The sequence below is a fragment of the Rhodococcus sp. TAF43 genome, from assembly GCF_052113525.1.
In the GTDB taxonomy this organism is placed as follows: domain Bacteria; phylum Actinomycetota; class Actinomycetes; order Mycobacteriales; family Mycobacteriaceae; genus Prescottella.
This window is the reverse complement of the sequence record NZ_JBFRDL010000081.1, coordinates 1-13,859: the sequence shown is the minus strand read 5'-3', so window position 1 is coordinate 13,859 and position 13,859 is coordinate 1. Positions and strand designations below refer to the sequence as shown.

10 protein-coding genes and 2 pseudogenes are annotated in these 13,859 nt (G+C 69.8%); 6 read left to right on the top strand and 6 right to left on the bottom strand.

From position 1 onward, the window contains the following. Positions 1 to 173: 173 nt before the first annotated feature. From AB4Z09_RS27870 to AB4Z09_RS27850, 5 genes and pseudogenes are all read right to left on the bottom strand, one after another. Positions 174 to 425, bottom strand: a complete 252-nt coding sequence (locus AB4Z09_RS27870) for a hypothetical protein (protein ID WP_442241249.1) — start codon at positions 423 to 425, stop codon at positions 174 to 176. 134 nt (positions 426 to 559) lie between these two features. Then, positions 560 to 1,360: a family 1 encapsulin nanocompartment shell protein gene (locus tag AB4Z09_RS27865; RefSeq protein WP_174908676.1), complete on the bottom strand. Its 801-nt coding sequence runs from the start codon at positions 1,358 to 1,360 to the stop codon at positions 560 to 562. After that, on the bottom strand, positions 1,357 to 2,322 hold the full coding sequence (locus tag AB4Z09_RS27860) for a Dyp-type peroxidase (protein ID WP_442241251.1): 966 nt from the start codon (positions 2,320 to 2,322) through the stop codon (positions 1,357 to 1,359). Before AB4Z09_RS27860 ends, AB4Z09_RS27865 begins: the two co-directional genes overlap by 4 nt. A gap of 31 nt (positions 2,323 to 2,353) precedes the next feature. Further along, a pseudogene (locus AB4Z09_RS27855) lies at positions 2,354 to 3,577 on the bottom strand (globin domain-containing protein). A gap of 25 nt (positions 3,578 to 3,602) precedes the next feature. Then, entirely contained in the window at positions 3,603 to 4,055 is a 453-nt protein-coding gene (locus AB4Z09_RS27850; protein ID WP_442241248.1) for an RrF2 family transcriptional regulator, read from the bottom strand. A 251-nt stretch (positions 4,056 to 4,306) separates the two neighbouring features. Here AB4Z09_RS27850 and AB4Z09_RS27845 point away from each other — a divergent pair, with 251 nt between their 5' ends. The 4 genes and pseudogenes from AB4Z09_RS27845 to AB4Z09_RS27830 form a co-directional block, all read left to right on the top strand. Then, positions 4,307 to 5,233 (top strand): universal stress protein, encoded by a 927-nt coding sequence (locus AB4Z09_RS27845; RefSeq protein WP_114718126.1) that lies wholly within the window; start codon positions 4,307 to 4,309, stop codon positions 5,231 to 5,233. A 53-nt stretch (positions 5,234 to 5,286) separates the two neighbouring features. Further along, positions 5,287 to 6,327, top strand: a complete 1,041-nt coding sequence (locus AB4Z09_RS27840) for an LLM class F420-dependent oxidoreductase (protein WP_174908682.1) — start codon at positions 5,287 to 5,289, stop codon at positions 6,325 to 6,327. Positions 6,328 to 6,508: 181 nt separating this feature from the next. Continuing rightward, positions 6,509 to 7,411 carry a universal stress protein gene (locus tag AB4Z09_RS27835; protein WP_114718522.1) on the top strand — a complete coding sequence of 301 codons (903 nt, stop codon included), beginning with the start codon at positions 6,509 to 6,511 and terminating at the stop codon, positions 7,409 to 7,411. Positions 7,412 to 7,601: 190 nt separating this feature from the next. Further along, a pseudogene (locus tag AB4Z09_RS27830) lies at positions 7,602 to 7,703 on the top strand (NADP-dependent oxidoreductase); the annotation flags it as partial. 156 nt (positions 7,704 to 7,859) lie between these two features. On the opposite strand, the gene AB4Z09_RS27825 reads toward AB4Z09_RS27830, so the two are convergent. Then, positions 7,860 to 9,338: an FUSC family protein gene (locus tag AB4Z09_RS27825; RefSeq protein ID WP_442241250.1), complete on the bottom strand. Its 1,479-nt coding sequence runs from the start codon at positions 9,336 to 9,338 to the stop codon at positions 7,860 to 7,862. A 384-nt stretch (positions 9,339 to 9,722) separates the two neighbouring features. Here AB4Z09_RS27825 and AB4Z09_RS27820 point away from each other — a divergent pair, with 384 nt between their 5' ends. Beyond that, positions 9,723 to 10,970 carry a hypothetical protein gene (locus tag AB4Z09_RS27820; RefSeq protein ID WP_174908688.1) on the top strand — a complete coding sequence of 416 codons (1,248 nt, stop codon included), beginning with the start codon at positions 9,723 to 9,725 and terminating at the stop codon, positions 10,968 to 10,970. Beyond that, the gene (locus tag AB4Z09_RS27815; protein WP_174908689.1) at positions 10,967 to 13,819 is read left to right on the top strand and encodes an FtsW/RodA/SpoVE family cell cycle protein; all 2,853 of its coding nucleotides are present in this window, start codon (positions 10,967 to 10,969) and stop codon (positions 13,817 to 13,819) included. Before AB4Z09_RS27820 ends, AB4Z09_RS27815 begins: the two co-directional genes overlap by 4 nt. The last annotated feature ends 40 nt before the right edge of the window (positions 13,820 to 13,859 follow it).

Genomic DNA, 13,859 nt, shown 5'->3' with positions numbered 1-13,859 from the left:
CTTCACCGACACACCGGAATCAACCAAACCCACCAACCGATCACCGAACCGAGCACAGTCCTCCGAAAACGACACGGTCGCCGCAACCCCTCACATCGAGAGTGTTGCGACGACCGCGTGAACCCAAGGAGCACCAGGCGGGGACTTCTCGTTGTTCGGGTTCGGGTTCGGCGTCAGGCGGCGGGGGCGGCGGTCCTGCGGGCGGCGTAGGACAGGCCGCATGCGGTCATCACCTGGCCGAGGCTCAGTTGCCCCTCGTCGCCCTGCGCTCGGGAGAAGCGGCCGTCCGGGCGCACCCACAGCCGGATCGACGCGTTCACGGCGTCCACCCGCCCGAGTACGTACTCGTCGCAGCCGTCGGGGCAGGGGAGCGCCTCGCGCACGACGTGCCGGGAATATGCGAGTTCGATCAGGTCGTCGATCACGAAGCTGCTCCTAACACCCCGGTTGTGCGGGGACCCGACGTCACCGTTCGGTAACGATGATTAGGTTAGCCTTCGCTCCCGTCCTGCTGTCAACCCCTCATTCCGTGCGTGTGATCAACAACTCCGGCGGCGACCTAGCTGGTCGACAGCGCCACCGAGGCCTCGCCGGTGTACGTGAGGAACGTCAGCGACTCCTGGAAGTACAGATCGACCGTCTCGGAGTCGTGCGACAGGTAGCCGATCGACAGGTCCTGGCCGATCTGCAGATCGAAGTCGCCACCACGGGAGGTGAGCACGAACGCGCCGTCGATCGCCGGCGCCCAGATGATGTCCCCGTCGATGAGTCGCTTGATGTGCTCCCGGATCGGGTAGCCGTGATCGGACGTCTCGCTCACCTGCGTGTAAGCCTCGGCGCTCAGCAGCACCGAGTACGGGCCGTCGACGCCGGCCAGGCGCAGCTCGGACAGGGCCTGGCTGATCACCTCGGGCACGTCCCGCACGTCCTCGGGCAGTCGCAGCGGCGGATTCGACGAGCTCGCCCGGATGCCCTCGATGCCGGCGGCGGCGTAGCCCTCGAAGATGGCGCGGTCCTCGGCGAACGCGATCTTCTTCGCGGCCTCCTTCACGGCGTCCCAGTCGGAGTCCTGCGCGCCGCGCTCGACGTTGTCGATCTCCTCGCGGGACAGCGTGAACGGCACCCGCAGCTCCACCAGCGGCGCGACGCGGCGCTGGCGGGCCAGCACGCCGGAGCCCGGAGCCTCGATGGTCGTGGTGCGGCCGAGGCCGACCGCGGAGAAGTCGGTGCCGTGCGGACCCGAGACGTCGACGACCGTGCGTCCCGCGATGTGCCGCTTGAAGGTTCGGGTCGCCTCCTCCTCGATGGACGCCCACGCGGCGTCGGTGATGGGGGCGAGACCGCGATAGAGATTGTTCATATTGTGGAACTCCTTCTCAGACTGCCAATTCCGAGTGATCCGTCGGCGGCGGGGGACGGGCTCGTGCCGTCGTCGGCCTGCCGGATGCCCGGCGCCGGCGGGAGGTCGCCGAGGAACTCGACGGTGGGGGAGAAGAACAGGCCGCCGGTGACGGCGGTGGAGAAGTCGAGGATACGGTCGGTGTTGCCCTCGGGCTTGCCGATGAACATGTTCCGGAGCATCTCCTCGGTCACCGACGGGGTGGCGGCGTAGCCGATGAAATAGGTGCCGAACTCGGCGTCGCCGAGGCTGCCGAACGGCATGTTGACCCGCAGGATCTGCCGTTCGTCGCCGTTCTCGTCGGTGATCGTGTTCAGTGCGACATGGGAATTGGACGGCTTCACGTCGTCGTCGAATTCGATGTCGTCGAGCTTGGTGCGGCCGATGACCCGCTCCTGCTCCTCGGTGGAGATCGCGTTCCAGGAATCCATGTCGTGCAGGTACTTCTGCACGATCACGTAACTCCCGCCGACGAAGTCGGGGTCCGCGTCGCCGACGAGAGCCGCCTGTGCCGCCTCGATGTCCTCGGGGTTCTCGGTGCCGTCGACGAAGCCGAGCAGGTCGCGTTGCTCGAAGTAGCGGAAGCCGTGCGTCTCGTCCACGACGGTCGCGCCGCCGCGCAGGCGTCCGACGATCTTCGACGCCAGTTCGAAGCACAGGTCCATCGACACCGCGCGGATGTGGAACAGCAGATCGCCCGGCGTTGCGGGGGCGCGGTGCCGGGCGCCGTCGAGTTCGACGAACTCGTGCAGTTCGGCGGGGCGAGGGCCGTCGAAGAGTCGGTCCCATGCGGACGAGCCGATCGAGGCGACGCACACGAGCCCCGAGTCTGGGACCCGGAATCCGACCGCCTTGCGCAGGCCGTCGAGATCGGAGAGTAGATCGCGTGTCACGGACTCGCCACCCTCCGTCGGCGACGTGATGTCGCCGACGGCCGCCGTTCGCTCGCTCGGGCTACGCGGTCGCGCCCGCCCAGCTGTCCGGGCCGAACACCTCGTAGTGGATGTTCTCCGCCGGCACGTCCCGTGCGATGAGCGACTCCTTCATGGCCAGCATGAACGGCAACGGGCCGCACAGGAATGCGCGGGTGCCGGGCTCGAGTGTCACCTCCGACAGATCGGCGCGCCCCACGCGGGTCCCCGCGAACGCCTCGCGCGCACCCAGATCCTCGTACCAGCGGTGCATCACGCCGGACGGCAGGCGATCGACCAGTTCGGTCAGCTCCGTGCGGTGGGCGTGCTGCGCCGCCGAGCGGTCGGCGTGCAGCACGGAGATGCTGCGACGGTCGCCGGTGGCCGCGAGGTGGTCGAGCATGCCGATCATCGGCGTGCAGCCGATGCCGGCCGAGACCAGCAGCAGCGGCGCATCGTCCTCGGGCAGGACCAGATCGCCGAACGGCAGCGATACAGTCAGGTCGTCACCCTCGAAGACGTTGTCGTACAGGAAGTTCGACACCTCGCCTGCCGGGGAGAGGGCGCCGTCGGGCAGTGCCTGGGCCGAGATCCGCTTGACGGTGATGCGCCACTGGTCGTCGGCGGGCCCGCACGCGAGGCTGTACTGCCGGATCTGACGGGCGCCGTCGGGCAGGTGTACCGCGACCGAGATGTACTGTCCCGGCGCGAATGACGGGAGCGTCTCGCCGTCGGCGGCGGCGAGCGTGAACGACACGGTGTCCGCGGACTAGTGTGCCCGCCCGGTCACCCGGACCCGACGCCACACGTCACCGGCCTCGACGCCCGCCTTCTCGTACAGCCCGGCCTCCATCGCGATGAGGGTGTTCGCCATGAGCCAGTAGACCTCGTCCCATGCCGAGGCCACGTCCGGGGTGACGGCCTCGCCGAGGACCTCGACGATCGCCTCGAACAGGTGCTTGTGCACGATCCAGTACTGGTCCGCGGTGATGCCGAGCGATGCGTGCTTGTGCGCGATCCGGGACAGGATCGTCTCCACCCGCGCCGGATCGGGGTCGAGCTGCAGCGTCGCGAACGCGGCGATGGCCCCGGCGAGCGCCTTCGGCTGCTCGCCCTGCTGCTGGTTGCCGCGATTGAACAGATCGCGCTCGAGCTCGGGATGTGCGTCGAACATCTTGCGGTAGAACAGCGTCGTGATGTCGCCGATCGCGGCGCCCACCGCGGGCAGCGTGGCGCGGACGGTTTCCTTCGAGGCCTCCGAGAGCATCGGATTCTCCTGTCGTTCGGGGGAGTTACGGTTCGACCACTGCCGGCACGGCGGGTGTCGGCAGCACGGTTGCGGGGACGGACGGCGTGAGGTCGCGGACCGTCATGGCGTCCAGTGCGGTGTAGAAGGCTTCCTGTGCATCGCGCAGTGCCGAGCGCAGGCGGCAGCCGCGACGCAGCGGGCACGGCTTGTCGCCCTCGCACGTGACCACCTCGCCGTCGCCCTCGAGTTGCCGCGTCAGCCAGCCCACCGACGCGGTCCGGCCGAGTTCGGTGATGGCCAGGCCGCCGCCGCGTCCGCGTCTGGTGGTGACGACGCCGAGTTCGCTCAGCCGTGCAACCACTTTCGTCGCGTGCGTGTACGACACCGCGAGCTGCTCGGCCACCRCGCGGGTGCTGGGAGCGTCGGACGCGGGCTGTTCGGCCGCCAGTCGCATGACGATCCGCAGGCCCAGGTCGGTGAACTGCGTCAGTTGCATGACTCGACCATAGAAAATTGGAATCCTGGATTCCAATTAAATGTGATCCACGTCGCGGGCCTCCGGCCGAAGTCCCGACCTTCGGCATCGGGCTGTAGGGGCTTAGGTCCCGAACCACTCGGGACCGAAGCATCCCCGCGCAAACCGGTTCGAGTGACTACCGTCGGAAGCGGCACCTCGACGTGCGGTCCGGGGCCGGACCGCACGCGAACGCCGCACCGATTCGTCGCTAACGGAAGAGGGTGAGCGGGATGACCGCACAGGGCACGGAGAAGGGCACCAAGGAGCCGTCGATCGCACGGGACGCGAACTCGGTGGTGGTCGGCGTGGACGGGTCGCCGGCCGCGGAGGCGGCAGTGGTGTGGGCCGCGCGGACGTGCGCGGCACGGGATCTGTCGCTGCGGATCATCCATGCCCTCAACTTCTCGCCCTACACCTACGGGGCGCCGTACCTCGACGTCGCGGGCATCTACGACTGGATGGAGGACGAGGGCAAGGAGATCCTCGGCCGTGCCGCCGCGGTGGCCCGGGAGGTGTCCGGTGATCTCGACATCTCCACCGAGATCTCCACGATGGGCGGCGCCCGTTGGCTGGTGTCGCTGTCCGAGGACTCGCGCGCGCTGGTCCTCGGTGCGTCCGGCAGTGGCGCGGCCGGCGGCATCGGATCGACCGCCGTCAACGCCGCGAGCCACGGTGTGTGTCCGGTGGTCGTCGTCCACGAGCGTGACGGCAAGGTTCCCGACGAGGGTCCGGTCGTCGTGGGCATCGACGGCAGTCCCACCAGCGAGCGTGCCACCGGGGTCGCGTTCGAGGAGGCCGCGCAGCGTGGGGTTCCGCTCGTTGCCATCCACGCCTGGAGCGACACCCCACACGGGACGCTCGCCGGCGGGCGCAGTGCCATCCGCGATCCACGCGCGTTCGAGGACGCCGAACGGGAGGTGCTCTCCGAGCGGCTCGCCGGATGGTCCGACCGGTACCCGGACGTGGACGTCCAGCGCGAGCTCTACATCGACGGCCCCCGCACCCATCTGCTCGCGTGGTCGCAGAAGGCGCAGCTGGTGGTGGTCGGCAGCCGCGGTCGCGGTGGTTTCCGCGGCCTCCTGCTGGGGTCGACCAGCAACGAGCTCGTGCAGAAGGCGCAGTGCCCGGTGATGGTGGTTCGGCCCGAGCGGTCGTAGAGTCCACTTTGTCGTAACGTCCGTCACAGGTAATGCGGAATGGGGTCGCCGAAGTGCGCATCGGTATGGGCTTGAACTACAGCGGAGGTTTCGCGGAGACCGTCGACGAGGTCGCCGACCTGGAACGGGCCGGGCTGGACATCGTCTTCGTCCCCGAGGCCTACTCGTTCGACGCCGTCAGTCAGCTCGGCTTCCTCGCCGCGAAGACGTCGACGATCGAACTGGCGTCGGGCATCTTCCAGATCTACACCCGCACCCCGAGCCTGACGGCGATGACGGCGGCCGGTCTGGACTACGTCTCGAACGGCCGGTTCGTGATGGGCATCGGGGCGTCGGGCCCGCAGGTGATCGAGGGCTTCCACGGTGTCAAGTACGACGCCCCGCTCGGCCGCACCCGCGAGCTGATCGACATCTGCCGCCAGGTGTGGCGCCGCGAGAAGGTCCAGTACCAGGGCAAGTACTACCAGGTCCCGCTCCCCGCCGATCAGGGCACGGGTCTCGGCAAGCCGCTCAAGCTGATCAATCATCCTGTGCGTGAGCGGATTCCGATCGTCATCGCCTCCCTCGGTCCGAAGAACGTCGCGATGACGGCGGAGATCGCCGAGGGCTGGGAGCCGATCTTCTTCCACCCGGAGAAGGCGGAGTCGGTGTGGGGCGAGGCGCTCGCCGCGGGCAAGGCCAAGCGTGACCCGAGCCTGGGCGACCTGCAGATCTACGCGGGCCCCGCGCTGGCGATCGGCGACGACGTCGAGCCGATGCTGCAGTGGATCAAGCCTCATCTCGCGCTGTACATCGGCGGCATGGGCGCCAAGGGAAAGAACTTCTACAACGACCTCGCGTGCCGCTATGGCTACGAGGAAGAGGCCGAGAAGATCCAGGACCTGTATCTGGCCGGCAAGAAGGAAGAGGCCGCCGCGGCCGTGCCCGACGAGCTGGTGCGGGCGGTCTCCCTGATCGGGACCGAGAGCTTCGTCAAGGAGCGCGTCGCCGCCTTCGCCGCGGCCGGCGTGACGACCCTCAACGTGACGCCGATGGCGGCGGACCGCGCCGGGCGAGTGAAGCTGATCGAGCAGTTGCGCGCCATCGTCGACTGACGGCAAACACCTCGGCGAGAGCCCCGGAGTCCTTCTCGGACATCCGGGGCTCTCGCGTCTGCGCCGGGCGCCGTGCTGCGCGTCACCCGCGGCACGGGACCGAAGACCCACACGCCGGACCATCGAAACCGGGACAATGGTCCTCGACCGGTCCGTAAGGGTGAAGGAGAAGCTGAATCCAATGAGCGCAACCGAAGCGATCGTCGTCGCCGTCGACGGATCCGAGGCGGCATCGAACGCGGTGGTGTGGGCGGCTCGTGCCGCCTCGGTGCACCAGCGGCGCCTGCACATCGTGACCGCCGTGCACATCCCCGCGTTCTACTACTCCGAGCCGTACCTGGCCCGCAGCTTCCAGGACGAGCTGCGCGACACCGCGCGCTCCCGCCTCGACAGCGCACAGGTCCTCGCCAAGCAATCCGTCGAGGACCTGCCGTCGATCGAGGTCACCACCGAGCAGCTCGAGGGCCGGCCCGCGCCCATGCTGATCGACCTGTCGGAGCAGGCGTGGATGGTGGTCCTCGGCTCGCACGGGCACGGCGAGATCACCGGCCTGGTCGTCGGCTCCGTGACCGCCGCGGTGGCCGCGCACACCGCCTGCCCCATCGTGGTCGTCCGCGGCCGCACCCTCGACGGGCGCCCGCCCACCGAGGGGCCGATCGTCGTCGGCGTCGACGGCTCGGAGTCGTGCAAGCCGGCCGTCGCGGCTGCGTTCGAGGAGGCCGCGATGCGCGATGCCGCGTTGATCGCGGTCAACGTGTGGAGCGATGTGAGTGTGCAGCCGTCGCTCGGCGCCACCCCCGACGATCCGCACTGGAGCAGCATCCAGACCGGGGAGGAAGTGGTGCTCTCCGAGCGGCTCGCGGGCTGGCAGGAACGCTACCCGGACGTCGACGTCGAGCGCGTCGTCGCGCGTGACCGTCCGGTGCGCGTGCTCAGCGAGTACGCCGAGCAGGCGCAGCTGATCGTGGTCGGTACCCGTGGTCGCGGTGGTTTCAAGGGCATGCTGCTCGGCTCCACCAGCCGCGCGATGCTGCACACCGCCGACTGCCCGGTGCTGATCGTGCCGTCCGGAAACGTCGACTAGAACTACCGACTCCGACACTGGGGCCGTGGAACCGTCGGTTCCACGGCCCCAGTGTCGTTGCTGCCTCGCCCGATCCCATTGCCACGGTTTGGCTCGAAGCCGTGCACGACACCGCTCGCCCCATCCGCCCGAGCGTCGCACGATTGCTCGGTACTGCCGAGGATTCGATCGCGACCACAGTCGCGGCGGGGCAGGTCAACTCGCCCGCAACCGCGGGGCGCGGGTAGTCGGCACCGCGTCGCCGCGAAACCACGAGCACCTGGCCGTCTTCGGTGCGACCCCGATCGACTACACCGGTGACTGGGAGCAGGCTGCGATCGACGCCGAGATCGCCGCGGCGCAAGATCTCTCCGCCGCCGGACACGTCCGCGGCAAGCTGCTCCTCGAGATCGTCCCGCAGTAGGGCCCACCTGCCGTACCGGGGCTGCCGGGGTCGACGAGTGGTTCGTCAGGTCCCGGACAGCGCGAGCATCCGATAGCCCGACTCGTTGAGCGAGTGGTGGTGCGGCCAGCGGGTCGCGGTCCACTCCGGATCGTTGTGAGCGGCCACCAGCGCGGCGGTCGTCGCCGAGTGCAGATCGAACTCGAGTCCGCGGCGTAGTTGGCGTGCCTCGCCGGGGTCGGGTGCGGCGTCGATCTGTTCGAGCGTGGCCGCGACCCGGGCGTCGGCGTCGTCGAGGATCCGGCGGTACGACATCGGCAGCACCGTCCACAGCACGACGACGGCGACGACGACGCCGATCACCGTCTCGAGCAGACGGTCGCGGGTCACTCCGGTCAGGTCGTCCGGCGACCCGAGCCCGCCGAGCAGCAGGGCGAGGATCGTGATGAACACCATCGCCAGTCCGTAGTTGCGGACGAGGTACGCCTGGATTCCTGCCATCGACGCGGCCAGCACGAGCACGAGCGTCACGCCGTTCGGGTCGATCGGGGTCAGCGCGGCGAGGATCACCAGGCCCAGCACGGTTCCCGCGAAGCGGTGCACGGCTCGATAGGTACCCAGGATTCGGTCCGGGCCCTGGTGCAGGATCATCGCGGCGGTGATGACCGCCCAATCCGGCCGGGCGACACCGAGAACCATTGCGAGGGCCCCGGCCGCAGGACACGCGACGAGCAGGCGCACGACGATGAGCGCCGACCGGCCCCGCAGGTGTGCCGCCCGGCCGAGCCGGAATCGGATGGTCGGGCGCGGGGCAGGGACTCGTCGCGACAGATCCTCGGCGTCGGCATCGAGAATCGCCGCGCTGCCGTGCAACAACGAGACGCAGCGGTCCTGGGCTGCGAGCAGATCCCGGGTGTGGGGGTGATCCCGGGCGGCGATGCCGGCGTCGTGCAGACACTGCCATGCCGCGTGGACGGCCTTGACGGCTGCGTGCCGCCGCGCCGCCGATCCCTGATCGTGGTCGAAGGCATCGACCGCCGCGATCGCCGATGCGATCGCCGCGCGTTCGGGTGTGCGCGGCCGCAGCAGGCACCCCGACATCGCGATGGGCACCGCGGTGGCCGCTCCGACCGCGGTCCAGGCGACGACGTGGCCGACGGGAACACCGGCCGCGGGCAACGCCGACGCGATCTCCACGGCGAGCAGCGGGAGGAACGCGCCCGGTGCACCGATCCGGAGCGCGTCGACCGTGAAAGCGGCAACGGCCACGAACACCGACATCGCGAGCACCAGCGCCATCGGCCACAGTGCGGACCCGCCCGAGGCGGCCGCATCGTGGACCGCGCTGCCGACGACCGCGCCGAGGGCGGCCGCGACCACCATCACGCCCGCAGCCGCCGAGACCGCCCGCCACCGCACCCGGTACGGCCGGCCCTCGCCGTACACCACCGCGAAGGCGCCGAGCGTCGCCGTCGCGGCCGCCAGGTCGTGGCCGAGCGCGATCCCGGCGAGAGCGGGCAGGGCGACGGCCACGGCCGCCCGCATCGTCCCCGGCCAGTGTCGTCCGACCCGCGGCACGCGCACCAGCGCGGGCCACGCGCGGGCCGGCGTGGGAATCGGGGGAGGGACTTCGATCGACACGGCTGCTTACGTTACGAAACGATCCGGGCAGTGATCGAATCAGACAAAACGGCGCCCTCGGTCGGTGCCCGCGGGCACCGGTGACGGGAGTCCGTTCGGATGGTGTGTGCCGGGGCGTGCGCGAGCCTCCCCGCCTTCGTGATTCCTCCCCTCATCGGACCGGATCGGAGTTAAATAGATTCGGCCAGGCGCAAGGGATTTCGACACGAGGAAGCACAGCCAAGTCCACCGCCCACCCGCACCGGTCCGGTGCCACCTGCGGGAGGCAGATCGTTTCGGGGATGCGCGATGAACGAAGCAGCCTTGGGAGTCCACGCGAGCGGTAGCAAGCCCGCCGTGACCCGACCGGAACCGTCCGAACCGATCGACGACGACTCGGGTGGCGGTCTCGATGTCAGCGGTGCCGGCGTCACCTTGCCGACACTGCTCGCGGTCGCGCGACTGACGCCCCCGCAGGCCGCGCAGCTGGTCGCGGACCTGGTCGGGCAGGTCGAACTCGCGGGCACGCGCCGGGGCCGCCCGGTGACATTGCAAGACGACGCCGTCATGGTGTCCGACGGTGGACGGCTCACGATCGACGGCGTCACGTCCCGCATCGAAGTGGACGACGCGATCGTCGGCCTGATCCGGAGTATCGCGACCAATTGCCGGGGGTCGGGTTTCGGTGACCTTCTGTCCGAATCCGTTTCGGGTGCAACGGATCCGGAAGGACTGATTCGCCGGGTTCGTCGGGTGATCGATCCCGAGCTCGACCCGGTCGGCGAGTCCCGGCGGAGGCGTCAGATCGGCGAACTCGTCCGGGCGACGACGGGACGGTCGCGGCCGGGAAGTCGGGCAGTGGACGATCGGGAAGCTTCGACCGATGTACCGGACGGTCCGTCCGTGCCGGCCGGATCGCTCGTGACGAGTACCGGTTGGTATCCGCCGGTCCGAAGCCCCTGGCACAGTCGTCGGCGTCGGCCTTCCCGTCGTCAGGGCCTGTACGTCGTGCTTGCCCTCGTCGTTCTCGCCGGGTCGGCCGCGGCGGCTCCGCGCGCCTGGGACCAGTTGAGCCGGGGCTGGGACGCCTTGGTCCATCCGGTGAACACCTCGTCCGCGCAGAACCGCATCGAGCCGGTGTCGCCGCCGCCGCCCGCGCCGGCGGACCCGGCCGCGGGAGGCGGTGTCGCGCCGGCGCTCGTCGACATGGGTGCTCCGCCCGCCGCTGGTCAGATAACCAGGGTCACAGCAAGTTTCGCCGACGGGTCGTGCAGCCCCGGCAAGCCGTGCGCGGTACGGGTGGACGTCGGTCTCGATCCGTCGACGGTCGGTGCGGTCACCTGGAAGCTGAACGTTTACGACCGGTGCACCGGTGAGGTGCGCGAGGGCGGGGACGTCACCATCCCGGCCGAGCCGGGGCGGGACGGTGTCTACGGTCTGAGCCGGACCACGCTGCCGGACGCTTCCGCCCTGGGCATCGCCGCGGTCACGAGCGCGCCGGCGGTCGCCGCGTCGGAGCCGCTGTACGTGCCCGCCGAGAACGCGGTCTGCCGATGAGCGGCGACGGCGGCCGGGTGCGGGGACACGATCGCGAGTCCGACCCCTGGATCGTTGCGGCGGCGGTCGTCCTCGCGGTCCTCGGCCTGCTCAACCTGGTCTCGATCGGGTTCACGTCGCAGGCGATCCGCCATGCGTTGTTCACCGTGATCGGACTCGGGTTGATGTGGGTCGTCTCGCGCATGCGGGTGAACAATCTGGCCCGGTTCGGATGGGTGACCCTCGGGGTCTCGGTCGTGATGCTGGCGGCCGTGCCGCTCGTCGGCGTCGCGGTCAAGGGCGCTCAGCGATGGCTGGACTTCGGCCTGTTCACCGTTCAGCCGTCCGAGATCGCCAAGCTCGGTCTGGTCGTGGTGTCGGCAACCATCCTGGCCGGCGGCTACACGTTCGGCCGGTTGACGGCGGCGTTGGCGATCGCGGGTGCCGTCGTGGCACTCGTCGCGTTGCAACCCGACCTGTCGAGTGCCGTGGTGCTCGTCGCGATCGCGCTGTTGATGCTGGTCCTGGCAAGGGTGCCGGCGGCGCCGCTGATGCCGTTGTTCGCGCTGGGGATCGCCGCGCTGCCCATCGCCGTGCTCTTCCTCCGCCCGTACCAGCTCGAACGGATCCAGACGTTCATCTCGAGCGATGCCGATCCGAGCGGGTCGGGTTGGGCGTCGATGCAGGCCGACATCGCGATCGGCAGCGGTGGTCTGTGGGGCCTGGCGCGCGACCCCATCTACGACCTGCGAGCGGCCTACCTTCCCGAAGCCGAGCACGACCTCGCGTTCGCGAGCGTCGTGTACGGGTGGGGGCTGTTCGCCGGTATCGCCGTCATCGCGGCCAGCCTGGTGATCACGTGGCGTGCCGCGCTCGCCGCGCGCCGCGCCCGGACCCGGGAAGCCGCACTCGTGGCGGCGGGCGTCGGCGGGCTGTTCGGGATCCACGCGGTGCTGTCCATCGGGGCGAGTCTGTCGGTGCTGCCCCAGACCGGCATGCCGCTCCCGATGTTCAGCTACGGCGGCACCGTCGCGGTCGTCGGATTCGTCGCGATCGGGCTCGTGCTCGCGGTGCGCCGCGACGGTGTCGGCCGGCCGCTGTGGTCGCAGCCGTCCACCCGTCGGCGCCGGCCGCGGGGCGTCACGGCGGGTTCCCTCGCGGTCACCGCGCTCCTCGTGGCGATGTCGGTGTTCGCCTGGCAGTTGCAGAGCGACCGCGGTCCGGAATTGCGCGCGTTGAGCGATACCCAGATGACCCGCTGCATCCGTCTGCCCGCCGAACGGGGCGAGATCCTGGACCGGAACGGTGTGCCGCTGGCGACCAACGTTCCCGAGTACTCCATCTCGGTGGTCAGTCGTATGTTCGACGAGGACGACTCCGGGGAGCGCAGCTTGCTTGCCGGGCTGCTGGGTGAGCCCGACACCGAGCTGGCGACAACCCTGGCGGACGGCGGCGAAGGGGAGATGCAGGCCGTCGTCGGCCAGGTTCCGCCCGATCAGGCGCGTCGGATCATCGATGCGAAGCTGCCCGGCGTGCTCGTCGTCCCCTCCGGGAAGCGGCACTATCCGTACGGCACCACACTCGCCTCCGTCCTCGGCTACGTCGGCGTCGGTGATCCGCAGGACATGGAACGTTGGCCGCAGCTCGCACTCGGGTCGAGGGTCGGCCGAGCGGGTCTCGAGAAGCAGTACGACGCGCTGCTCCGCGGCACCGACGGCAGGCAGTGCGTCTACGTCGATCCCGCCGGAAACCTGGTCGGACCCGCCGAGCGCGTGGATCCGGTACCGGGCCACGACCTGCGCCTCCATCTGGACATCGGGCTGCAGACCCTGGCGACGGATGCACTGGCCCAGGCGGTCCGCAGCAGCGGAGGCGACCTCGGCGCGGCGGTGGTGATGGACGCGCGCACCGGTGGGGTGCTCGCGCTCGCCAGCGTGCCCGGGTACGACAACAATGTCTACGGTCCCCCCGTCGACGCCGTCGCGCTGGCCGCCCAGACCGAGGGCGCCGGGCCCGGACGGATGCTCAACCACGCCTACCAGACCGCCGCGCCGCCCGGCTCGACCTTCAAGATCGTCGTGGCGTCGGCGAACCAGGAGGATCAGGTTCTGGACCCGGAGCAGGTGATCGAGACCGGCGCCGCCTACAGCTACGGCGGGCACACGTTCGCGAACTGGCAGCCGATGGGGCCCAACAAACTGTTGGGCGCGATCCAGTGGTCGGACAACGTGTACTTCTACAAGCTCGGCGAGCTCCTCGGTCCCGAGCGGATGGCGAAGACCGCCTCCGAACTCGGAGTGGGCAGCCGATCCGGGATCGACCTGCCCGGCGAGTCCGCGGGGTTCCTGGGCACACCGGAGAACGTCGGCGACATCGGTGGCACCTGGTATCCCGGCTCGACGCTGTTGATGGGTATCGGGCAGGGCACGGTGATCGCAACCCCGATCCAGGTGGCGCGGTGGACGTCCGGCATCGCGACCGGAGCGATCGTCACCCCGCAGCTCGCCGCCGCCGATGCGACCGGCGACGGGGCACCGATTCCGACGGGGGAGCCGCAGCGGCTTCCCTTCGCCGACAAGCTCGGTCCCGTCCGCGCGGGGATGCGGGCATCCGCCTCCGCAGGCACGGCCGGACAGCTCGCCACGCTGCCGGTGACGGCCGGCGCCAAGACCGGCACGGCGGAGGATCCGTCGGCGCCAGGCGGTCTCAACGCCTGGTTCTCCGCGGTGGTGCCCTTCGAGTCCCCCGAAATCGTTGTCACGGCGCTGGTTCGTGGCGGTGGATTCGGATCGGCGACGTCCGGTCCCGTGGTCAAGGCGCTCCTGGAGCGTTACCTCGCGGGGCGACCGGCACCGGCGCCGGGTCGGTGATAGCTGTTGTGGGGTCGGTGATAGCTGTTGTGGGTGATCC